This window comes from Amycolatopsis orientalis DSM 43388 (assembly GCF_000411975.1).
Lineage (GTDB): Bacteria > Actinomycetota > Actinomycetes > Mycobacteriales > Pseudonocardiaceae > Amycolatopsis > Amycolatopsis orientalis_D.
The window spans coordinates 74013-96829 of record NZ_ASXG01000040.1; the positions used below are offsets into that span (position 1 = coordinate 74013).

Here is a 22817-nt window from a genome sequence, read left to right on the forward strand (position 1 = left end):
CCCCGGTGCGCCGTTCGGCGGGGTCAGTCCTTCTTCTGCCATTCCTCCCAGCTGAAGCGCCAGTCGGTCCAGCCGTCGCCGGGTTTGACGTCCACTCCGGTGTCGGTCACGACCACGACGTCTCCGCGATGGGAGTTCTCGTAGAACCACTTCGCGTTCTCGACGCTCACGTTGAGGCAGCCGTGCGAGGTGTTGGTGCGGCCCTGCTGCCGGACCGACCACGGCGCGGAGTGCAGGAACTGGCCCGAATTGGTGAGCCGCAGCGCGTACTTCACCGTGGTGCGGTAGCCGCCCGGCGAGTCGGTGGGCACCCCGTACGTGCTGGAGTCCATCGTGTACGGCGACTGCACGGTCATGATCAGCATGGTGCCGGACACGCTGCGCGCCGACGGCTTGCCGAGGCTGACCGGGGACGTCAGGACGAGCTGGCCGTCCTTGTACGTCCGCATCTGCTTTTCGTGGTCGGACACCTTCGAGATGATCGACGGACCGGTCTTGAAAGTGATCTTCCGGTCGGCCTTGCCGAACACCCCGTTGCCGAGCGCGCGGCCGGCGATCTTGATGTCGAGCGTGATCGTGGAGTAGGCGGGCCAGTATTCCTTGGTGCGGTAGTGCACCTCGTCGTCGCCGAACCAGCGCCAGGCCCCGGTGGCGGGCTTGTCGGAGGTGACGGTGAGCATCTTCTCGGCCGCGGCCTTGTCCGCGACCGGCGCGGAGAACTTGACCGTGATCGGCATGCCGACGCCGGTGGTCTCGCCGTCGAGCGGGATCACCGAGGGGTACGCCTGTGCCTTCGCGGTCGCGGTGGTGAAGGTGCTCGTGCGGGTCACCGGGTTGCCGTCCGCGCCGACCGAGCGCGCGGTGAGCGTGTACTTCGTGCGGTAGTCCAGGGGCTTGCTGCTGGTCCAGCGCTGCTTCGCGGCATCCATCTCGCCGGGGACCGCCGTGCCGTCCGCCGCCGCGAGCGTGACCTCGCTCAGCGTGCCGCCTCCGGCCGCCGCGGTGACGGGTTCACCGGGCGCAACGTCGTTCGAGCCGTCTTTCGGCCCGAGGTCGAGGGTCGCGGGCGCCGGGGCGGCGCTGGTCTTCTGATCGCTGCCGGGCGCGGGGCCGGGGTCCGGAGCCGCCGTGCAGGCCGCCGTCAGTGCCAGCCCGGCGAGGATCCCCGCGATGATCTGCGTTCTTCTCCCCAGCACCTGATCTGCCCCCATTCACCGTACTACCGGACATAGTAGTCATACCGGTCAGGCGCGAAGCCAGGGCAGGAATCGCCGTCCGCGAGAAGCCCGGTCACGGCGGTGCCGCGCCCGCGGCTGAGGCACCGCTCGTGTCCGGGCCCGAACACCGTCGCCACCGCACCGGCGGCGGTGCCCGCAATCCTCAACGCAGCAACCACCGTCCGCCGCAACCGACCGTCGCGGCGACGATCACGAACGCTTCCGCAGCCCGCGCCGCGACGCTTCCCGCGCCCGGACGCCGACCGAGCGAAATACAGCAGCGCCCTTCGGGGTCGCCGACGTCGGCGGGGAGGTTCCGCATCGCAGCCAGGTCGGCGGTTCCGTTCAGCCCCGTCCGGTGTACCGGTACGTCGGCCCGTGCGACCGCTCGCAATGCTCCGCCCGGTCCTCGTCCACGTGATCCACCTGCAGCGTCGTGTGGTCGAGCTGGTGCCGGGACCGCATGATCTCCTCGATCCCGGCGCGCACCGCGTGGCAGTCGGCGGCGGGCCGCACCAGCACGTGCGCGGACAGCGCGGGCTCGCCCGAGGTGATCTGCCAGATGTGCAGGTCGTGCACCTGCACCACCTCCGGCACCGACGCCACCTGCTCCCCGACCGCCTCGGGGTCGATCCCCGCGGGCGCGGCCTCCAGGAAGATCCGGCCCGACTCGCGGACCAGCCCCCAGCCCGCCTTCGCCATCAGCGCGGCGACCACCAGCGCGGCGATCGCGTCGGCGCGCGCGAACCCGGTCCACCACACGATCGCGCCGGCCGCCGCGGTCGCGATGAACGCGTAGAGGTCGTTGAGGATGTGCTGGAACGCACCCTCGACGTTGAGGCTCGACCGGTTCGCCCGGCTGATGCACCAGCTCGCCGCGACGTTCACGGCGATCCCGACCAGGGCCGTCGCCAGCACCAGCGCGCCCTGGACTTCCGGCGGCGCGATCAGCCGGGTCACCGCCTCGTACAGGAACCACGCGGTCAGCAGCAGCAAGGTGATCCCGTTGGCCTGCGCGGACAGGATTTCCGCGCGCTTGAGCCCGTAGGTGAACCCGCCTTTCGCCGGGCGCGCCGCCAGCCGGATCGCGACCAGGGCGAGCACGATCGACGCGGCGTCGGTCAGCATGTGGCCCGCGTCGGTGATCAGCGCGAGCGACCCGGCGAGCACGCCGACGACCAGCTCGACGGCCATGAACCCGACGATCAGCACCAGCGCCCGCACCAGCCACGCGCGGTCCGCGCCCGCGGCGACCCCGTGGCCGTGGCCGTGCCCTGTGTTGTGCTCGCTCACCCCGCACCGTCCTGACATATAGTGAAACGTGCATGGATTGTCGCGCACCCCCGGCGCGCACGTCCACCCGGCCTCACCCGCGCCGGTCAGGCTCGGGTCAGTACGCGGTCAGCCCGCCGTCCACGACCAGTTCGGTTCCGGTGACGAACGAGGATTCGTCGCTGGCCAGGAACAGCATCGCCCGCGCGACCTCGGCGGGGCTGCCCGCGCGGCGCATCGGCGTGCGGGCGATGTCGGGCTGCTGGTCGCCTTGCTCGTCGAGCAGGTCCTGGATCATCGGCGTCGCGATCACGCCCGGGTGCACCGAATTGACCCGGACCCCGCGCTCCGCGTATTCGACGGCGGCGGTCTTGGTCAGGAGCCGCACGGCTCCCTTGGACGCCTGGTACGCGGCCGCCGCGCCGCTGCCGACCAGTCCCAGCACCGAGGAGGTGTTGACGACCGAACCGTTGCCGGAGGCGCGCAGCAGCGGCATCGCGGTCTTCATCCCGAGCCAGGTCCCGGTCTGGTTCACCGCGATCACCCGGTCCCAGGCTTCCGGCGAGGTCTCCTCGACACCGGGCCAGTCCACGATTCCCGCGACATTGACCAGGACCTCGAGGCGGCCGAACCGCTGCCGGGTCCGTTCGACGGTTTCGTGCCAGTTTTCCGGCGAGGACACGTCCAAAACGTCGGCCAGCACGTCGGTCTCCAGCCGGGCCGCGAGTTTCTCCACTGCCTCCCGGTCGACGTCGGTGACGACCAGGCTGGCCCCTTCGCGGGCGAACAACTCCGCGGTCGCTTGTCCGATGCCGCCGGTCGCTCCGGTGAGCAGTACGACTTTTCCGTTGAGCCGCATGGGATATTCCTTTCCTGGGAGAGAACTCAAGCCGCGGTGTAACCGCCGTCGGCGGCGAGCACCGCGCCGGTGACGAACGCGGACCGCGGCGAGGCCAGGAAGCCGATCACCTCGGCGATCTCTTCCGGCTGCGCGACCCGGCCGAGTGGATGGACGTCGCCGAAGGACCGCAGGTACTCGCGGCTGTCGGCGCGGAAAGTGTCGAGCAGGTCGGTTTCGATCACGCCCGGCGCGACCACATTCGCGCGAATTCCGTGCGGCCCGCCTTCCAGCGCGAGCACCTTCGTCAATTGCGCCAAGGCTCCTTTGGAAGCGCTGTACGCCGCTGCTTCGGCCATTCCCACTGTGCTGGCGAACGAGCCGACCGTGACGATCGCTCCCCCGCCGTTGTCGCGCATCACCCGAAATGCTTCTCGCGCATGCAGAAACGCGCCGCGGGCGTTGATCGACATCAGCTCGTCCCAGTCCGCCGCGGTCGTTTCGGTGACCGGTTTGTTCACCGAACGACCCGCGTTGGCGACCAGAATGTCGAGCCCGCCGAACCGCTCGACCGCCGCGGCCGCCGACCGCACCGCGACGTCCTCTTCGGACACATCGCCGACCAGCACCGCCACGTTTTCGCCGGCGAGTCGTTCCACCTCGGGCCGGATGTCCGTGGCCAGCACGCGTGCTCCGTGCTCGCGCAGCCAGGCGACCGTCGCCGCGCCCACCCCGCGCGCGGCACCCGTGACCAGGGCGACCTTTCCCGTCAGTTCCTTCGTCATGCCGACCAGTCTCAGCGGCAACGGACCTCGGTGACAGGACGTGCCACACCCACCCAACCGCCGTTTACCCTGATTCGCATGGGCAGTACGGAACTGGGCGATTTTCTCCGGGCACGCCGCGCGCAACGCTCCCCGGACGACGCCGCCGTGCACTACTCCGGCAGGCGCAAGGTCGCGGGACTGCGTCGCGAGGAAGTCGCCGTGCTCGCCGGAGTGAACGTCGACTACTACGCGCGCCTGGAACAGGGCCGCGAAACCCGCCCGTCACCGCAGGTTCTCGACGCCCTCAGCCGCGCTCTCGGCCTGGATCCCGACGCTCGCGACCACCTGTACCGCCTGGCTGGCGCCGCTCCGCCGGACCTGCCGTCCGCCGTTTCGCAGCGCGTGAGCCCGGAACTGCGTCAGCTCATGGACAGTTATCCGCACGCGCCCGCGTTCGTGCTCAACCGCGTCCTCGATCTCCTGGCTGCGAACGCCCTCGCCGACGCGTTGTTCTCCCCGTTCCGCAGCGCCGACAACCTTGCGCGAATGACATTTCTCGACCCAGCCGGGCGGGAATTCTTCGCCCGCTGGGAGTGGACCGCGCAGGCCACCGTGGCAAATCTGCGCTCGACGGCGGGAGATCCGGCCCTGCCGCGCTTGACAGCGGAACTCAGCGCGGGCAGCGAGGAGTTCCGGAAGCTGTGGGAAAACCATCAGGTACGCGGGAAAACCCGCGAGCCCAAACATTTCGTGCATCCGGCGGTCGGGCCGTTGACACTGACCTATCAGGCCTTCGACGTCCGCGGCGCGCCTGGGCAGCAGTTGATCGTCTATCAGGCTGAACCGGGCAGCCCCAGCGCCGATGCGCTGTCGTTGCTGCGGAGCGTTCCGTTGCGGGTCAACGAGTAAGGCGCTCGGCAAGCGCGGCCAGACTTCGCGGCGTTTCCTCGCCTGGTCCGAGTATTTCCGGCTAGGCCCGCGAAACACCCCGCCAGCCACCTCGCTACCGCAACCGGCGCGGCGAGGTCTGCCGCACGAACCGGCCATCCGCGGAGCAGGACCTCCGCCAGCGCGGAACGTCGCGCCCAGGCACCCGCCGCCCGCGGCAGGGCGTGCGGCGCGAACCGGTCCGGGTTCCCACATTGCGGGCCCGTCCGCCCCGCACGCCGGCCGCCGGGCCGCGCGTGCGGTGCCCGAGCGCACTTTCGCGCGCGCGTGCACCGGCGGCCTCCGGCCGGGTCGCGTCGCCCGGGGGAAAGCGACGCGAGCCCGGCCGTGGCCTCGGCGGGTTACTTCGTGGCGATCTTCTGGCCGACCAGGATCAGGTTGGCGTCGGGGATGTACTTCGCGTTCAGCTGCTGCAGGTGCTGCCATCCGCCGTCGACGTTCAGGTTCTTCGCGATGCCGGAGAGGGTGTCGCCGGCCGCGACGGTGTAGCTGCCGTCCGGGTTGGAGGACGGGGCGGCGTGCTTCGGCGCGGACTTGACCTGCGCCTCGGACTTGACCTGAGCCTCGGCCTTGACCTCGACCTTCGGCTTCGCGACCGCCGCCTCGACCTCGGCGGAACCGCCGGAGCTGTCGCCGCCGGAGGTGTCGCCGCCGAAGTCCGCGTAGGCCGCCGGGCCGGAGCCGCCGCGGCACTGCCACGGGGCCGAACCCTGCTTCGCGTAGATCCGGTCCGCGACGATCTGCTGCTGCGCGGGCGTGGCCTTGTCGGCCGTCGGGGCGAACTGGCCGCCGCCGTTGGCCAGCCACGTCTTCGTGACGATCTGGAACAGGCCGGCCGGGCGGCCCGCGCGCTGGCCCGCCGCGGTGTTGTTGACCGCCTTCGGGTTGCCGCTGCTCTCGCACTTCACGATGCCGGCCTGCCCCGGGAAGGCGTTGGCCGTGCCCGCCCCGGCGAGGCCGATGCCGCCGAGGGTGGCGCCCGCGAGGGCCGCGGTCGCACCGGTGCGCTGGAGAGTGGTTTTCGTCTTGCTGGGTTTGCTGTGCCGTCCCACGGTGGGTGGGCTCCTTCTCTGTCTCGCCGCGGCACCGTCCTCGCGCCCGAACCGGGCACGAGCCGCGACGGCACGCGACGGCTTCGGGTCGCTGATCCTCGGGGTAGATCGCAGGTCACCGCGAAAGCGCGAGAAGATTACGAAACGGAAACACGAGGTGTACAGAGTCAGTGGGATCGACCACAGATCGCCTCGGCGCGTAGCAGACAGGCGACGGTGCGTCATCCGGCAGGCAACACACTTGGTTAATCAATCACCGCTCAACTGAGCCAATTTCAGCACCATTGCTCCTCATCCTCAGCCGTGAGACAGTAGATGGGGAATTTTCCCATAGTCTTCATAGTTGGTGTATCGCGTACTGTGATGACGTGACGTTCGAGATGAACACCGCATCGTGGACGTCGTCCGCCTCGCGCTACGACACCCGACTCCGGCCGCGCCCCGCCGGACCAGGACCGCTCCCCCCGGACGCCGCCCGACCCCGAACCGGCGGACGACTGGTTCAGACCACCAGCGTGGTCTGAACCACCCTCCCGCCGGAACCGCCGTCCCCGGCGGAAACAGCACTCGCCACCGGACCCGGACAGCGAAAAGGCCAAACCGATCCGGAACCCACGGCATTTCCCTCATCCGACATATCCGGGCACCCGGTCGCAACCCTCCGGAAAACACCCCGCCCTGCGGTCCGCCGAGCCCGATTCACCGTCCGGAAACGGCGCGTGAATATTCACGTTCCGTTTCGCGCCGCCGCGAACACCGTTGCCGTTTCGGTCGTTCCGCCCAGTACCACGAACTCCGCGAAATCGCCGCTTTCACTCTCCCGGCGCATTGCCTCGCCTGATCCCGTCCTGATTCTTCCTTTTCCGAAGGAAGCCCCGCCCGACGCGCCAGTCAGCCGGAACCGGCTGCGCTACGCTGTGCCCGCGGTATTCCAGCGCGGCCCTCCCCGTCGCTGCCCGCGGCAAACCGTTTTCCTCGCCGCCGTCCGTTTCCGGCGGTGCGCGAATCCCGGCGAAAAAGAGGGAGGAGTGCATGACGGACGCGCGGCGCGACGTCAGCACAACGCATCCCCGGGCCCGGGCCGAAATGGGTCGCCGCCCGGGACAAACACCTCGAGAACGACCGCTCCGGTTATCGGCGAAGCGCGGCCGGCGGCTCTCCGCGAGCACCGAGCCGGAACGGTTCGCCCTTTCCGAAGCCGCGCACCGGGGCGGGCCCCGGCGGCCAGGTCCGGCCGCGCCACCACCACTGCCAGGGGAGAACAGGCCAGATGACCGCCCTCGAGCATCCCGCACCGCTCACCGGCCCCGCCGTCCGCTGCGATCTGCCCGGCCCGCGCTCGGCCGAGTACCTCGCCCGGCAGGACCGGCGGGAACCGAACTCCCGCGGCGGCCCGCGGCGGCTGCCGATCGCGATCACCGACGGCTCGGGCAGTTTCGTGCGCGACGCCGACGGCAACGTCTTCGTCGATTTCCTCGCCGGCGAGGGCGTGCTTTCCCTCGGCCACAACCATCCCGAACTGGTCGCCGCCATGACCGCGCAGCTGGGCAAGCTGACCCACGCGCTCGACTTCGCGACGCCGGCCAAGGACGAGTTCTCCGAGGCCCAGCTCGCGATGCTGCCCGAGGCCCTGCGCCCGAGGATGAAACTGCACTTCTGCGGGCCGGCCGGGACGACCGCGGTCGAAGCCGCGCTCAAGCTGTGCAAGACCGCGACCGGACGCGGCGGCGTCGTGTCGTTCCAGGGCCGGTTCCACCGGGGCGCGCACGCCGCGCTGGGACTGTCCGGGCCGCGGCCCGGCGCGGGCGCCCTGCCGGCCGTGCGGTATCCGCCGTATTCCTCGTGCCCGCGCTGCCCGGCCGGGCCCGATCCGGACGCCTGCGCGGCGACCTGCCCGGACCTGCTCGAACGCTCGCTGCACGACCTCGACGCCGACCACCCGCTGCCCGGCGCGGTGGTGCTCGAACTGGTGCAGGGCGAGGGCGGCGTTGTCCCGGCGCGGGCGGACTTCGTGCACCGGGTGCGCGAGCTGACCCGCGAGCTGGACATCCCGCTGATCGTCGACGAACTGCGGACCGGCTGCGGCCGGACCGGGACCTGGTTCGCCTTCGAGCGCTACGGCATCGAGCCCGACGTGATCGTCGCGTCCCAAGCCCTCAGCGGAATCGGCTCGCCGGTCTCGCTGATCATCTACGACGAACGCCTCGACGACTGGGTCCCTCCCCCGCGCCTCGGCGCGTTCCGCGGCAATCAGCTCGCCTTCGCCGCGGGCGCACGGGCGATCGAGGTCGTCAACCGCGACGGCTTGCTGGACAACGTCGTCGAACGCGGAGACCAGTTCGAGCAGCTGCTCTCCCCGCTCGCCAGTCATCCGTGGGTGACGGACGTGCGCGGCACCGGCTTGATGTGGGGCATCGAACTGGCCGACCCGCGCACCGGAGCACCGGCGCCGGAACTCGCGCTGGCGGTGCAGAACCACGCGTTGCGTCGCGGGCTCATCGTCGAACTGGGCGGACGCGGCGACAGCGTCGTCCGGTTGCTGCCGCCGCTGAACGTCGCCGCGGACGTCGTGCGGACCGCGGCCGGGATCCTGCTGGCCGCGCTCGACACCGCTACCCGGGCGGCGCGCTAACCGCGGACCGCGCCGCCGCCCGGGGTCTGGCGGCGGCGCGGTCTTCGCTGCGGGCTAGAAGCTGAACCACTGCGAGGACACCAGCACCAGCCCCAGCGAGCACACCGCCACCACGACCAGCCCGAGCGCCGCCACGAGCAGCGGACGCAGCCCGCTGCGCGCCATCTGGCGCAGGTCGAAGTTCAGGCCGACCCCGGCGAAGCACAGCAGGAACGCCCACTTCGACAGGTTCCCGAGATCGGCGACCTCCGCCTTGGTGAACACGTGCGCGGTCGCCAGCGCGGACACCGCGACTAACCCGAGGACGAACTTCGGGAACGTGCGCCACACGAAGCCCGCGCGGCCCTTCAAGCCGCCGCCGACCGCCTTGCCGCCGCGCGTCGACCAGTACGCCGCGTAACCGAGGACGACCAGCCCGATCAACGCGTTCCGGGTGCTTTTCACCGCGACGGCGACGTCCTGTGCGTGCGGGGAGTACGCCGCGCCGGTCGCGGTCGTCTCGGCGGTGTTGTCCACCGCGAGTCCCGCCCAGAGCCCGAATTCGGTGTCGGTCAGGTTCAGCGCGTGGCCGATCGCCGGGAAGGTGAACAGCGCGACCGCGCCCAGCGCGAGGATCGCGGCGATGGCGTATCCGGAGTCCTCGTCGTCGGCGTCGATGGAGCCGCGGCCGGCGATGATGGCCGACACACCGCAGATCGAGGTGCCGATCGCCAGCAGCGACGACAGCTTGCCCCCCAGCCCGAAAGCCTTGCCCACCAGCAGAATCACCGTGGTCGCCACGGCCATGTCGACGAGAATCAAGCCCAGGCTGAACCCGCCGAGCTTGGCGAGGTCGCCGAGCACGAACCGGGCGCCGAGCAGGACGATGCCGGTCTTCAGCCAGAACTCGTAGGTTCCGACCCCGGGCCGGAACAGCGCGGGGATGCCGATCGTGTTGCGGATGACCAGTCCGAGGACGATCGCCCACAGCACGTACTCGATGTCCGGCAGCGCGGTCCCGGTCGCGTGGCCGAGACTGCGGACCCCGTTCTGCGCCAGTGTTCCCACCACGCCGACCGCGGCGAGCAGCACCAGCCCCGGCAGATATCTCCCGACCGCGGGCACCGCGCGGCGGCCCGCCAGCGCGGCGGTCATTTGACGAGGAACGGGATCGTCGGCAGCACGCCGAACGCGGCCAACGCCACCAGCACGGCCGCGACCAGCACCGCGGCCCAGTCGGCGCTGATCCGCGCAGCGCCTCGCGGCTTCGCATCTGAACTCATGACCGCAGGACTGTAGGCGGGTCCGCCACGTCGTTCCCCTGCGTCCACCAGCTGAGAATCGTCCTTTGTGGACAGCGGCGGAACAACACCGCGCGGCCGCCCACATCCTGAGCGGCGGTGCGGCGCGCCCCGGATTCCGGATACCTCTGGCACAACCGAAGCGAGGGGGCAAAGCCCGCATGAGTTCATCGAAAACCCTGCATCTCGCCGTCGAACTCGACAGCGCCGGAACACGTCCGGAAGCCGGTCCGCGCGCCTTGGCGGACGCCGTCGCCGATGCTGAGCGAGCCGGGTACACGTTCGCGACCTTCGACGACGCACCCGTCCCGCCCGTCAGCGGATTCCGCATCGACGCAACGGTCCGCGCGGCCTATTCCGCCACGCTGACGTCCCGCATCGGCCTGGCGCCGACGTCGCACGTGCTCACCGCGGAACCGTTCCACCTGGCCGCCCAGCTGGCCAGCCTCGATCACGCGACGCACGGCCGGGCCGCCTGGATCGTCGGCACCGCCGCCGCTCCCGAAGCGCTCGCGACGGTCGGCCGCGCGGAGCCGGACGATCTCCGCCAAGAGGTGGCCGACGTCGTCGAAACGGTGCGGCGGCTGTGGGATTCGTGGGAGGACGACGCGGTCGTCAAAGACCTCGCTACCGGCCGCTACCTGGACCCGGACAAGGTCCACCACGTGGACTTCACCGGGAAGACCTTCTCCGTCAAAGGCCCGCTGATCACCCCTCGGCCGCCGCAGGGCAGCCTCGTCGTGCTGGCCGCGGAAGAGTTCGCCGACGCCGTCCGGCCGGACATCGTGCTCACCGAAGACCTCCAGCGGTCCCGGCCCTCCGGCGGTCCGCTGGTATTCGGCGAACTGGAAGTCCGCTTCGGCTCCGCCGCCCCGGCAACGAACGGCCGCACCCGCTACACCGGCTCCCCCGCCGGTCTGGTCGCGTTGCTGGCGGACCTCGACCTCGACGGCGTGCGCCTGCACCCCGGCGCGGCCGATCTGCCGCTGCTGAGCCGAGAAGTGCTCCCGGAACTGCGCCGCCGAGGCCGGCGCCGCCCGCCGGAGCCGGGCGCGACGCTCCGCACGACGCTGGGCCTCCCGCGGCCGGAGAACCGATTCGCCGTGTCGTCGAAGGGAAACGCATGACCGCGCAGCTGCACCTGGGCGTCTTCTACCCCGGCGTCGGACCGCAATTCCTGTGGGACGACCCGTCGAACGCCGCGCACACCGAGATCGAGACCTACGTTTCGGTGGCCCGCACGATGGAACGCGGGCTGTTCGACGCGTTCTTCCTCGGCGAGGGCCTGCGGGTGCGGGAGAACCGCGGCCGGGTGCACGCGCTGGACGTAGCCGGCCGTCCGGACGCGATCACCCAGCTGAGCGCGCTCGCCGGGGCCACCGCGAAGATCGGGCTGGTCGCCACGCAGAACACCACCTACAACTACCCGGCCGACCTGGCCCGCCGCCTGGCCTCGCTCGACTACGTTTCCGGCGGACGGGCCGGCTGGAACATCGTCACCACCGACAACGCCTGGACCGGAGCCAACTTCCGGCACGGCGGCTGGCTGGCCCACGACCGCCGCTACGAACGCGCGACCCAGTTCGTCGAAGCCGCGAAAGCGCTGTGGGCCGGACCGGTCGAGGCGGACACCGATCTGGTGCGGCTGCGAGCCGAACCGACCGTCCCGCCGAGCCGGCCTGTTTTGTTCCAGGCCGGCGACTCCCCCGGCGGCCGGGAATTGGCCGCGAAGCACGCCGACGTGGTGTTCTCCGCGAACACCGCCTACGACAAAGCCTCCGCCTACGCGGCCGACCTGCGCGCCCGGCTGGCGCGCCACGGCAGGCCCGCCGACGCGGTGCGCATCCTGCCCGGCGCGTCCGTGGTCCTCGGCGATACGCCGGCGGACGCCGCGGAACGCGCGGAGGAAATCCGGCGGCGGCAGATCAACCCGCAGCGCGCCATCGCGTTCCTCGAACAGTATTGGGGACAAGACCTGTCGGCCTACGACCCGCACGGACCGCTGCCGGACATCGAACCCGTCGAAGGCGAACTGGACCCCTCTCGCGGCACGATCTCGATCGAGCACCGCACCGGGAAACTCGACCGCATCCGGCAGTGGCGCGAACTCACCGAGGCGAAGCACCTGTCGATCCACGAGCTGGTGCTGGAGGTGCAACCGCGGCATCACTCGTTCGTCGGCACGCCGGGACAGGTCGCCGACGAATGGGCCCGGTACGCCGCCGACCGGGTCGTGGACGGATTCAACCTCAGCCCGCACCTGGTGCCGGGATCGATCGACGAGGTGGTCGACCGGCTGGTCCCGGAGCTGCAGGACCGCGGCGTCTACCGCACCGAGTACTCCGGCTCGACCCTGCGCGAACACCTGGAGCTGCGGTGAAGTTCCTGCTGATCACCCTCATCACGCACACCCCCGACCCGGGCACCGGCGAGCTCGCCGCCCCCGACGCGCGGCTGCGGGAGGTCGTCGAGAACGCCGAACTCGCCGAGGAACTGGGCTTCGACGGCTACGGCGTGGGCGAGCGGCACGAGCGGCCGTTCCTGTCGTCGTCCCCGCCGGTGGTGCTCAGCCACATCGCCGCCCGCACGCGCCGGATCCGGCTGTTCACCGCGGTGACGACGCTCAGCCTGCTCGACCCGGTGCGCGCGTTCGAGGACTATTCGATGCTGGACAACCTTTCCGGCGGGCGGCTCGAGCTGATCATCGGCAAGGGCAACGGCTCCGCCCAGCGCGAACTGTTCGACGTCGCCCCCGAGGACCAGTGGGACCGCAACGCCGAGGGCTACGAACTGTTCCGGAAACTGTGGCAGGCGGACCGGGTCACGTGGTCCGGCCGGTTCCGTCCGCCGCTCACCGCCGCGGAGGTGTGGCCGCGGCCGCTGCAGCAGCCGATCCGGATCTGGCACGGCAGCGCCACCAGCCGCGAATCCGTCGAACTGGCCGCGAAACACGGGGATCCGCTGTTCTCCGCGAACGTCAACAACCCGATCGAACCGTACGCCGAGCTGATCCGGCACTACCGGGAGCGCTGGGCCTTCCACGGCCACGCCCCCGCCGAGGCTGTGGTCGGCGCGGGCACGGCCGGTTTCCAGGTGGCGCACCGGTCGCAGGACGCGCTCGACACGTACCGGCCGATCTTCGAGGCCCGGCTGGCCCTGCAGCGCAAGCTCGGACAGGAACCGGTTTTCCCGACGCTGGAGGATTTCGTCGAACGCAGTTCCGCGCTGATCGGCAGCCCTGCTCAGGTCACCGAGAAGGTGTTGAGATACCACGAACAGTTCGGCCACCGCGTCACGCACCTGTCCGCCGACCGCGACGGCCGGACGCCGCGGGAACACCGCGCGGCGCTGGAGCTGTTCCAGGCCGAGGTCGCCCCGGCGTTGCGCCGCGCGATACCGGGCCCGCCCTGGCCGTCGAACGGATATTCCGTGGACAACGCAGCGGGTGGCGCGCAAGATCAAGGAACGTGACCGACCTCGCCGCCGTGCCGCTCGCCGATGCCCAGCTGTCCGAAGCCCATCCCTCGGACGCCGCCGAACTCCTTGTGCTGCAACGGTGCTGCTGGGTCCCGGAGGCGATCGCCAACGACACCTTCGAGGTCCCCGCCCTGCACGAGGACCTGGACACCGTGCGCGGCTGGATCGAAACCGCGCGCACGTGGACGATCCGGCTCGGCGGGCGGCTCGTCGCGGCCGTGCGCGCCCGTCTCGAGGAGGACCGCTGGGAAATCGGCCGTCTGATGGTGGCGCCCGATCTCGCGGGGCAGGGCCTCGGCCGGTGGCTGCTGGCCTTTGCCGAGCAGCAGGCTCCGCCGGAGGCCTCCAGCCTGGTGCTCTACACCGGTGCGGGCAGCGAGCGGAACCTGACGATGTACCGCCGCGCCGGATACCAGATGACCGAACCGCCCGCGAACCCGCTGGGGAAGCACATCCGCGGGGCGGTTTGCCTGACGAAGAGGACTTAGCGGCTTCGGTTGCGCAGCAAGGCGAACGCGTCCACGCCGACCGCGGTCCGGATGGCGGTCTGCGCGCCCGTCGTCACGGCGCTCGGCAACGGAAGCCGATCGCTCTGCCGACTTGCGGGTGAGGTCCGGAGGACGGCCACCAGCGCGAGCGGCACGGCTTTCGCCGGGCGCGAACGCGTTCAGCGGAACCGCCGGAAAGCAGTGTCCAAACCGGACTTGGCGGCGGTGTACTGCCATAACTGCGGTCAGCGATTCTCCCCGGCCGGGGATCGCCCGCAAGTGCGCCGTCAAGCTTCCCGCGCCGGGAAGCCGTGCCGTCGCGCCAGGAGGACCACCGCCAAGACCGGTGCCATCAGCGCCAGCACCGCCCACGGGAACGAACCGCTGCCTGCGGCATCGAGCAGCACCCCGCCGACGACGCCGCCGCCGGCCATCGCGGCGTTCCACAGTGTCACGAGCATCGCTTGGACCGGGTCCGCGGACTCGCCGCCCGCCTCGCCCGCCGCGGTTTGCAGCAGGGTCGGCACTCCGCCCCAGCCGAGGCCCCACAGCGCGGCGGCCGCGTAGACCAGCGCGGGTTCGGTCGCGAGCAGCGCCGCGGCAACGGCGACCAGGAGCGAGCTGACGACCATCAACGTCCGCAGCCGCCGGTGGATCTGCGCGCCGACGATCCAGATGCTCGCGATCGAGGCGAGCCCGAACGTCAGCAGGACCAGGTCGGTCTGGCCGCCCATGCCGAGGCCGGTAAGGAAGGTGGCGAGGTAGGCGTACAGCACCGTGTGCGCCAGCACGAACACCAGCGTGACGAACAGCACCGCCGCGACTCCGGGGATCCGCAGCGCGGGCAGCATTTTCGGGCGCGTTTCCCCGCGCTGGCCAGGGAAGTCCGGCACAGCCGCGCCGATCCAGGCCAGCAACACGAGCGTGAGGACGGTCATGGCGAGGAACGCGGTGCGCCATCCGGTGAGCTGGCCGACGAAGGTCCCCGCGGGCACGCCGAGGCAGAGCGCGACCGGGATGCCTGCCATGGCGATCGCAATCGCACGGCCCTGCAGAACGGGAGCGACGAGGCGGCGGGCGTATCCGGCCAGCAGCGCCCACGCGAGCCCGGCCGCGACGCCCGCGACGAACCGCGCCACCATCGTCAGGCCGTAGACCGAGGACACCGCCGTGACGGTATTGGCCGCCGCGAAGCCAGCCATCGAGGTCAGGAGCAACCGTTTGCGTCGCCAGCCGGCGGTGGCCGTGGACAGCGGGATCGCGGTCAAGACGGTGCCGAGCGCGTAGACCGTGACGGTCTGCCCGGTCGCGGATTCGCTGACGCGCAGCGAAGCGCTCATCGCGGGCAGCAGTCCGGCGGGCAGCGTCTCGGTGAGGCTGGTGATGAACACCGCGGTGGCGAGGGACAGGAGCGCGAACAGCGGAAGCCGCTGGGTCGGCGGGACGGCGACTGAGGTGTTGCTCATGCGCCCACAGTGCGGACCGGCGCTTCGGGAATGCTTACGATCGGCTGACGGTAGCCTGATGACGCGACAGGAGCGACGCATGCGGTTCGGGGTGCTCGGCCCGCTCGCGGTGTGGGACGACACCGGCGCGCCGATTACCGTGCCCGAAGTGAAAGTGCGTGCCCTGCTGGCCAGCCTCCTGGCCCACGACGGCGGGCCGGTCAGCCCGGACCGGCTCGTCCACGACCTGTGGGGCGAGCACCCGCCCGGCAAGCCGGCGGGCGCGTTGCAGGCCAAGGTGTCACAGCTGCGCCGGATCGTGGGACGAGACGGCGTCGAGCGGCAGCCCGCAGGCTACCGGCTGCGCGTCGAGGACTCCGACGCCGCCCAGTTCCGCGACCTCGTCACCCAGGCGCGCGCGACGACGGACCCCCGAGCCCGCGCCGCCCGTTTCGCCGAAGCCCTGAACCTCTGGCGAGGAGAGGCGTTCGCCGACTTCGCCGACGAGGAGTTCGCCCGGCCGGCCGCGCACCGGTGGTCCGAGCTGCGTCTGGCCGCTATCGAGGAACGGGCGAAAGCCCAGGTCGACGCGGGCGACTACTCCCCCGCGGACGAGCTGGCGGACGTCATCGCGCGGCATCCGCTCCGGGAAGGCTTGCGAGCGGCGCAGATGCGCGCGCTGTACCTGCGCGGACGGCAAAGCGAAGCCCTCGCCTCCTATACCGATCTCCGCACGCGGCTCGCCGAGGAACTGGGCGTCGACCCGAGCCCGGAGCTGCGCGCGCTGTACGAATCGCTGCTCCGCCAGGACCCCGGGCTCGCTGCCGAACCGCGCGGCAACCTCCCCCGCCCGCTGACGCCGTTGATCGGCCGGGAAGACGCGCTCGCCCGGCTGGCCGGACTGTCGGCGAGGCTGATCACGCTGACCGGTCCGGGCGGAGTCGGCAAGTCACGGCTGGCGGTGGCCGCGGCGGGGCTCGTGAGTGCTGATTCCGGTTCTAACCGGCTTGAACACTCACGAGGCGGGCTACCGGACGGCGCGTGGCTGGTCGAACTCGCCTCCGCCCGCGGCTCGGCCGCCGACCTCGCCGAGACGGTCGCCGCCGTGCTCGGGATCCGCGACTCGGCCGACTCCGCCTCCCCGGTCCACCGGCTCGCCGCCGCACTGCGCGACCGGCGGACGCTGCTCGTCCTGGACAACTGCGAGCACGTCGTCGAAGCCGCCGCCGAACTCGTCGAAACCCTGCTCCGCACCACCCGGCACCTGCGCGTTCTCGCCACCAGCCAAGAACCGCTGGGACTGCCGGGCGAGACCGTGTTCGCCGTCGAGCCGCTTCCACCCGCCGAAGCCGTGCGGCTGTTCACTGAGCGCGCCACCGCCGCCGCCCCGGATTTCGCCGGCGACGCCGACACGATCGCCGAGATCTGCCGTCGCCTCGACGGTCTTCCGCTCGCGCTGGAACTAGCCGCCACCCGCGTGCGCGGGTTGGGTGTGCGGGAGCTGGCCGCCCGGCTCAACGACCGGTTCGCCGTCCTGAACCGCGGTTCGCGCGGTGCGCCGGCGCGGCAACAGACCTTGCGCGCGGTGCTCGACTGGAGCTGGGAGCTGCTCAGCGAACCGGAGCGGACTGTCCTCAGCAGACTGGCCGTCCACCGCGACAGTTTCGATCTCGCCGCCGCCGAAGCCGTCTGCGCGGGTGCGGGTGACGTGGTCGATCTCGTGCCGCGGCTGGTCGATCGGTCGCTGGTGGCCGTCACGCACGGGTCGGCCGGGGTGCGGTACCGGCTGCTGGAATCGGTTGCCGCGTATGCCCTCGAACGATTGGCGGACCCCGCGGCCACCCGCAGCCGGCACCTGCGGCATTACCTGGAACTCGCCGAGAGCGCACACTTGCACGGCACCGACCAACGGGCCTGGCTGACCCGATTGGACAGCGAAGCGGGCAACCTGCGCGCGGCGCTCGACGAGGCGGTCCGCCATTCGCCCGCCGACGCGGTGCGGCTCGCGACGGCGCTGTCGTGGTGGTGGCTGCTGCGCGGCAGGCTCACCGAAGGCCGCCGGATGCTGTCGGCCGTTTCCCGGGTCGCCGGGCCGGATCCGGAACTCACTGTCCTCAATGGATCCTTCGCCCTGCTGACCGGAGAGCCAGCGCCGCCGGATTCCCCGGAAAGCGTGCGTGCGCGATGGCTGCGCGCCTACAGCCTGTTCAGCGCCGGCGATCTCGCGGCCAGCCAGGAAATGAACGAACGCGCCCTCGCCCTGGCGACCGCCGAGGACGACGAGTGGGGCGTCGCCGCGGCACTCGGCCTGCGCGCGATGCTCAGCCTGGTCCGCGGCGATCTCGCCGGACTCGGCCGGGACGGCCAGCGCAGCGCGGCGATCTTCCGCCGCCTCGGCGACCGGTGGGGCGAGATGCAGACCATCCCGCCGCTGGCCGCGCTCGCCGAAATCAAGGGCGACTACGCCGAAGCCGCGCGCCGCCAGCACGAAGGACTCGCCATCGCGCGCGAACTGGACTGGCAAGCCGAAGTGTCCGCGAGGCTGTCCGGCCTGGGCCGGCTGGCGTTGCTCGAACGCGACTGGCAACGAGCCCGCGACCTGCACGAGCAAGCCCTCCGCATCGCCGCCGACCACGGCTACACCTACGGCCGGATCCACGCCGAAATGGGCCTGGCACTGGGTGCGCGCCGCTCCGGCGACCTCGACGCCGCGGAACGTCATCTGACCCGAATCCGCGACGACTACCGCGGTTTTTCCTCCACGGCAGGCGACCATTTGCTATACGCGGAACTCGGTTTCATCGCCGAACTCCGGGGCGATGTGGTGCAGGCGAAGAAGTACCACCTGCAAGGCCTGGAATACGCGCGGTTGCTCGACGAGCCGCGGGCTTTCGCGCTGTCGTTGGAAGGTTTGGCGGGCACCGCGGTTCCGGAAACCGCGGCGTTGCTGCTCGGTGCGGCCGACGCGGCGCGACGCAGTGTCGGCGCGCCCCTCCCGCCTGCCGAGCGCGGCGACGTCGACCGGATCACCGCAGCCGCCCGGTCTGCCCTCGGCGATTCCGCCTTCGCCGCGGAATTCGAGCACGGAACGCGGTTGCCGGTCGAGGCCGCGGTCGCGATGTTCGCTTCGTGGTGACGCCGGCACCAGGACAGCCGCCGCCTGGCTCCCCGTCCCCGGACGCCGCACCCTCGCGGGGCCGCACCCCGGCGGCCGGACTGGAGCGAATCCCGGTGAAAGCACTGCATATTCCGGCGTTCGGCACCGAAGCCACGCTCGACGACCTCCAGGGCCTCGCCGCCCAGCCGTCCACTATGGACGCACCGCGAGGATGAGCTTCCCCACCGCCTTCCGGTTCTCGATCGCCTCCAACGCGTCCCGCACCTCCGCCAGCGGGTAGCTCCCGCCCAACGGCGGCACGATCGCGCCCTCGGCCAGTTTCGGCAGCAGTTCGTCCCACTGGCCCTGCAGATACCCCGGCCGCGGCAGCGCGTACGCGCCCCACCCGACGCCGACGACGTCCAAGTTGTTCAGCAGCAACCGGTTCACCTTCACCTCGGGGATCGACCCGCCGGTGAACCCGATGACCAGCATCCGCCCGTCCGCGGCCAGGCAGCGCAGCGAATCGGTGAACCGGTCGCCGCCGACGACGTCCGCGATCACGTCGACGCCGCGGCCGCCGGTCGCCGCCTTCACCGCGTCCTTGAAGCCGTCCGCCAGCACATACTCGTCCGCCCCGGCCGCGACCGCTGCCTCGCCCTTCTCCGGCGTCGACACCACGCCGAGCACCTTGCCCGCGCCGAACGCCTTCGCGACCTGGATGACCGCTGTCCCGACTCCGCCGGCCGCGCCGTGCACCAGCACGGTTTCCCCGGCCGCCATCCGGCCGCGGCGGCACAGCGCGAAATGCGCCGTCAGGTAGTTGAACGGGATCGCCGCCGCCTGGTCGAAACCCAGGTCGTCCGGGATCGGGAACACCGCGTCGGCCGCGCACGCGACCTGCTCGGCGAACCCGCCCAGGAACGGCAGCGCCGCGACCCGGTCGCCGGCCTTGACCGCCGCGCCGGCCGGAGCCTCCGCCACGACCCCGGCGACCTCCGCGCCCGGGATGAACGGCAGCTCCGGCTTCACCTGGTACAGCCCGCGCGTCTGCAGCAGGTCCGGAAAGGCCACTCCGGCCGCGTGCACGTCGATCAGCACCTGGTCGTCGGCCCGCGCGGGCGCCTCGGCTTCGACCACGGAAACGGTCGACGGGCCTTCGAGATCCTTGATGTGTACGGCTTTCATGCGTTTCTCCTGGTTCACAGCGCGGAGAGGATGTCGTTGACCCGGTCCTTGGCGTCGCCGAAGAGCATTGCCGAGTTCTCGCGGAAGAACAGCGGGTTCTGCACGCCCGCGTAGCCCGAGGCCATGGAGCGTTTGAACACGATCACGTTCTCCGCTTCCCACACGGTCAGCACCGGCATGCCCGCGATCGGGCTGCCCGGGTCCTCGGCCGCGGCCGGGTTGACCGTGTCGTTCGCGCCGATCACCAGAACCACGTCGGTGTCGGCGAAATCGTCGTTGATCTCGTCCAGCTCGAGCACGATGTCGTAGGGGACCTTGGCTTCGGCCAGCAGCACGTTCATGTGCCCGGGCAGCCGTCCGGCGACCGGGTGGATGCCGAAGCGGACCTCGACGCCCTTGTCGCGCAGTTTCCGGGTCAGCTCCGCCACCCCGTACTGCGCCTGCGCGACCGCCATCCCGTACCCCGGCGTGATGATCACCTTCGAGGCGTCCGCCAGCAGTTCCGCCGCGCCCTCCGCGGTGATTTCCCGGTGCTCGCCGTAATCGGTGTCCCCGCTCGGCCCGGCCTCGATCCCGAACCCGCCCGCGATCACCGAGATGAACGACCGGTTCATCGCCTTGCACATGATGTAGGACAGGTACGCACCGGACGAGCCCACCAGCGCGCCGGTGATGATCAGCAGGTCGTTCTCCAGCAGGAACCCCGACGCCGCCGCGGCCCACCCGCTGTAGCTGTTGAGCATCGACACGACCACTGGCATGTCCCCGCCGCCGATCGAGGCGACCAGATGCCACCCCAGCGCCAGCGCGAGCACGGTGACCACGATCAGCAGCCACAGCGCCGGGCTGACGACAAACCACACGGTGAACGCCACGAACAGCACCACGGCGCCGAGGTTCAGGAAGTTCTTGCCCGGCAGCATCAACGGCGCGGACTTGATCCTCGCCGACAGCTTCAGGTTCGCCACGATCGACCCGGTGAACGTCACCGCGCCGATGAACACGCCGATGAACACCTCGGCGTGGTGGATCCCCAGCGTCCCCAGCGCTTCCAGATGCCGCGACTCGGCCCCGGCCGGGTCGCATTCCACCTGGAGATACCCGTTCCAGCCCACCAGCACCGCGGCGAGACCGACGAACGAATGCAGCAGGGCGATCAGCTCGGGCATCCCGGTCATCTCGACCACCGCCGCCCGGCGCAGCCCGATCCCCGCGCCGACCGCCATCGCGACGATCAGCAACGCGAGCGAAGTACCGGTGATCTCCCCGGACACCGCCTGGGCGATGGTCGCAATCAGCGCGACGACCATCCCGGCGATGCCGAAATAGTTTCCGACCCGCGCGGTTTCGTGCCGGGACAGCCCGGCCAGCGCGAGAATGAACAACAGCCCGGCCACGATGTAGGCGGCCTGGCTCGCAGTGTGCACAGTCATCTGAAGAAGGCCTCTCGGGTCAGCTGCGGGAGAACATGGCGAGCATCCGGCGCGTCACCGCGAACCCGCCGAAAATGTTGATCGTCGCCAGCAATGTCGCCACCGCCGCCAGCACGACGACCACCGTGTTGCCGCTGACCAGATTCAGCAAAGCGCCCACGACGATGATCCCGGAAATCGCGTTCGTCACCGACATCAACGGCGTGTGCAACGCGTGGTGCACATGCCCGATCACGTAATAGCCGATCACGATCGCCAGCGCGAACACCGTCAGATGCGGCAGCAGCGCCGCCGGGGCCAGCGCCGCCAGCAGCAGGAACACCGCCGCGATCCCCAGCACGATCCCGAGCCGGCGCCCCGAGGACATCGGCTGCTTCTCCGGCTCCTCCTCCTTCTCCGCCGCGGCCGCGGGTTTCTGCGGTGCCGCGGAGACTTGCACCGGCGGCGGCGGCCACGTCAGCTCGCCGTTGCGCACCACCGTGATCGACCGGACCACCACGTCGTCGAAGTCCACGACCAGCCGGCCGTCCTTCTCCGGCGTCATCAGCTTCATCAGGTTCACCAGGTTGGTGCCGTACAGCTGGGACGCCTGCGCCGGAAGCCGGCCCGCCAGATCCGTGTACCCGAGGATCGTCACCCCGTTGTCCGTGACAACTTTCTCCCCGGCGACCGAGCCCTCGACGTTGCCGCCGTTCGCCGCGGCCATGTCCACGATCACCGAACCCGCCTTCATCGACGCCACCATCTCCGCGGTGATGATCCGCGGCGCCGGACGCCCCGGAATCAACGCCGTCGTCACGATGATGTCGACCTCGCGGCACTGCGCCGCATACAGCTCCTTCTCGCGCGCCTTGTAGTCCTCGCCCATCTCCTTCGCGTACCCCGTCGCCGACACCTCGGCGTCCGGGTCCTCGATGGACAGATACTCCCCGCCCAGGCTCCGCACCTGATCAGCCACTTCCGGCCGCGGGTCCGTCGCCCGCACGATCGCCCCCAGCGACCCCGCCGCGCCGATCGCCGCCAGCCCCGCCACCCCCGCGCCCACGACCAGCACCTTCGCCGGGTTGACCTTCCCCGCCGCGGTCACCTGCCCGGTGAAGAACCGCCCGAACGTGTGCGCCGCCTCCACCACCGCCCGATACCCCGCGATGTTCGCCATCGAACTCAAGACATCCAGCGACTGCGCCCGCGAGATCCGCGGCACCGCGTCCATCGCCAACGCCGTGATCGGTCGCCTCGCCAGATCCTCCACCAGCTCCGGCTTCAACGCCGGAGCCAGCAAGCTCACCACCGTCGCCCCCGGCTTCACCGCGTCCAGCTGCTCCGCCGACGGCGCGTTCACCCCGAACACGACATCCGCGTCCGCGACCGACCCGACCGTCGCGCCCGCCTCCGCGAAAGCCTCGTCGAAAAACCCCGACGCCAGCCCCGCGCCCGGCTCGACCGCCACCTCGTAACCCAGCCCGCGCAGCCTGCCCACCGTTTCCGGGGTCGCCGCGACGCGCGTCTCCCCCGGTTGGGCCTCCTTGAGCACCCCGATCAGCATGCCGCCTCCTTCCCGCTCGTTCGCGGAAGATCCGCCGGCCGGGCCCTGACGGCGTTTTGGGTCGCCACCTGGTCCGACTTCGCCCGCTTCAGGTACAGATGCGCTGGATACTCCCATGCCGCCGGTCGTCCGGCAGC

19 protein-coding genes are annotated in these 22817 nt (G+C 70.8%); 7 read left to right on the plus strand and 12 right to left on the minus strand.

The window, feature by feature from the left end; all coding sequences use genetic code 11:
• Nucleotides 1-23: 23 nt before the first annotated feature.
• The 5 genes from L942_RS07390 to L942_RS07405 all read right to left on the minus strand — a co-directional run bounded on the left by L942_RS07390 (nt 24) and on the right by L942_RS07405 (nt 4112).
• Nucleotides 24-1211, minus strand: coding sequence for a L,D-transpeptidase (locus L942_RS07390; RefSeq protein ID WP_037356722.1), 1188 nt, complete (start codon nt 1209-1211; stop codon nt 24-26).
• 169 nt (nt 1212-1380) lie between these two features.
• A complete protein-coding gene (locus L942_RS44165; RefSeq protein WP_158684436.1) occupies nt 1381-1539 on the minus strand; it encodes a hypothetical protein in 159 nt (52 codons plus the stop codon).
• A gap of 23 nt (nt 1540-1562) precedes the next feature.
• Nucleotides 1563-2510 (minus strand): cation diffusion facilitator family transporter, encoded by a 948-nt coding sequence (locus L942_RS07395; protein WP_235078941.1) that lies wholly within the window; start codon nt 2508-2510, stop codon nt 1563-1565.
• Between the two features lie 97 nt (nt 2511-2607).
• Nucleotides 2608-3348, minus strand: coding sequence for an SDR family NAD(P)-dependent oxidoreductase (locus tag L942_RS07400; protein ID WP_037356726.1), 741 nt, complete (start codon nt 3346-3348; stop codon nt 2608-2610).
• Nucleotides 3349-3374: 26 nt separating this feature from the next.
• Nucleotides 3375-4112, minus strand: coding sequence for an SDR family NAD(P)-dependent oxidoreductase (locus tag L942_RS07405; RefSeq protein WP_037356728.1), 738 nt, complete (start codon nt 4110-4112; stop codon nt 3375-3377).
• A 78-nt stretch (nt 4113-4190) separates the two neighbouring features.
• On the opposite strand from L942_RS07405, the gene L942_RS07410 reads away from it, so the two are divergent.
• On the plus strand, nt 4191-5003 hold the full coding sequence (locus L942_RS07410) for a helix-turn-helix transcriptional regulator (RefSeq protein ID WP_037356730.1): 813 nt from the start codon (nt 4191-4193) through the stop codon (nt 5001-5003).
• A 380-nt stretch (nt 5004-5383) separates the two neighbouring features.
• On the opposite strand, the gene L942_RS07415 is transcribed toward L942_RS07410, so the two are convergent.
• Nucleotides 5384-6094, minus strand: a complete 711-nt coding sequence (locus tag L942_RS07415) for a LysM peptidoglycan-binding domain-containing protein (RefSeq protein ID WP_037356732.1) — start codon at nt 6092-6094, stop codon at nt 5384-5386.
• A gap of 1270 nt (nt 6095-7364) precedes the next feature.
• Between L942_RS07415 and L942_RS07420 the strand changes: the two genes are divergently transcribed.
• The gene (locus tag L942_RS07420; RefSeq protein ID WP_037356734.1) at nt 7365-8726 is read left to right on the plus strand and encodes an aspartate aminotransferase family protein; all 1362 of its coding nucleotides are present in this window, start codon (nt 7365-7367) and stop codon (nt 8724-8726) included.
• A gap of 54 nt (nt 8727-8780) precedes the next feature.
• On the opposite strand, the gene L942_RS07425 is transcribed toward L942_RS07420, so the two are convergent.
• Both L942_RS07425 and L942_RS45845 read right to left on the minus strand, forming a co-directional pair.
• The gene (locus L942_RS07425; protein WP_037356736.1) at nt 8781-9860 is read right to left on the minus strand and encodes a YeiH family protein; all 1080 of its coding nucleotides are present in this window, start codon (nt 9858-9860) and stop codon (nt 8781-8783) included.
• Nucleotides 9857-9988 carry a hypothetical protein gene (locus tag L942_RS45845; protein ID WP_268745716.1) on the minus strand — a complete coding sequence of 44 codons (132 nt, stop codon included), beginning with the start codon at nt 9986-9988 and terminating at the stop codon, nt 9857-9859. Before L942_RS45845 ends, L942_RS07425 begins: the two co-directional genes overlap by 4 nt.
• 179 nt (nt 9989-10167) lie before the next feature.
• Here L942_RS45845 and L942_RS07430 point away from each other — a divergent pair, with 179 nt between their 5' ends.
• Genes L942_RS07430 through L942_RS07445 form a run of 4 tightly spaced genes read left to right on the plus strand, consistent with a single transcriptional unit; the run spans nt 10168 to nt 13971 of the window.
• Nucleotides 10168-11133, plus strand: coding sequence for an LLM class flavin-dependent oxidoreductase (locus L942_RS07430; RefSeq protein ID WP_037356738.1), 966 nt, complete (start codon nt 10168-10170; stop codon nt 11131-11133).
• On the plus strand, nt 11130-12386 hold the full coding sequence (locus L942_RS07435) for an LLM class flavin-dependent oxidoreductase (protein WP_037356739.1): 1257 nt from the start codon (nt 11130-11132) through the stop codon (nt 12384-12386). The genes L942_RS07430 and L942_RS07435 overlap by 4 nt, the downstream gene beginning before the upstream one ends.
• Entirely contained in the window at nt 12383-13477 is a 1095-nt protein-coding gene (locus tag L942_RS07440) for an LLM class flavin-dependent oxidoreductase (RefSeq protein ID WP_037356742.1), read from the plus strand. Before L942_RS07435 ends, L942_RS07440 begins: the two co-directional genes overlap by 4 nt.
• On the plus strand, nt 13474-13971 hold the full coding sequence (locus tag L942_RS07445) for a GNAT family N-acetyltransferase (RefSeq protein ID WP_051165778.1): 498 nt from the start codon (nt 13474-13476) through the stop codon (nt 13969-13971). Before L942_RS07440 ends, L942_RS07445 begins: the two co-directional genes overlap by 4 nt.
• A 287-nt stretch (nt 13972-14258) precedes the next feature.
• Here L942_RS07445 and L942_RS07450 read toward each other — a convergent pair whose 3' ends face one another.
• Nucleotides 14259-15437 (minus strand): MFS transporter, encoded by a 1179-nt coding sequence (locus L942_RS07450; RefSeq protein WP_037356744.1) that lies wholly within the window; start codon nt 15435-15437, stop codon nt 14259-14261.
• Between the two features lie 79 nt (nt 15438-15516).
• Between L942_RS07450 and L942_RS07455 the strand changes: the two genes are divergently transcribed.
• On the plus strand, nt 15517-18552 hold the full coding sequence (locus tag L942_RS07455) for a BTAD domain-containing putative transcriptional regulator (RefSeq protein WP_051165779.1): 3036 nt from the start codon (nt 15517-15519) through the stop codon (nt 18550-18552).
• 174 nt (nt 18553-18726) lie between these two features.
• Here L942_RS07455 and L942_RS07460 read toward each other — a convergent pair whose 3' ends face one another.
• Genes L942_RS07460 through L942_RS07470 form a run of 3 tightly spaced genes read right to left on the minus strand, consistent with a single transcriptional unit; the run spans nt 18727 to nt 22680 of the window.
• Nucleotides 18727-19701, minus strand: a complete 975-nt coding sequence (locus L942_RS07460) for an NADPH:quinone oxidoreductase family protein (protein WP_037356746.1) — start codon at nt 19699-19701, stop codon at nt 18727-18729.
• 14 nt (nt 19702-19715) lie between these two features.
• Nucleotides 19716-21134: a Re/Si-specific NAD(P)(+) transhydrogenase subunit beta gene (pntB, locus tag L942_RS07465; protein ID WP_037356749.1), complete on the minus strand. Its 1419-nt coding sequence runs from the start codon at nt 21132-21134 to the stop codon at nt 19716-19718.
• A 19-nt stretch (nt 21135-21153) separates the two neighbouring features.
• Entirely contained in the window at nt 21154-22680 is a 1527-nt protein-coding gene (locus L942_RS07470; RefSeq protein WP_037356752.1) for a Re/Si-specific NAD(P)(+) transhydrogenase subunit alpha, read from the minus strand.
• Nucleotides 22681-22817 lie beyond the last annotated feature (137 nt).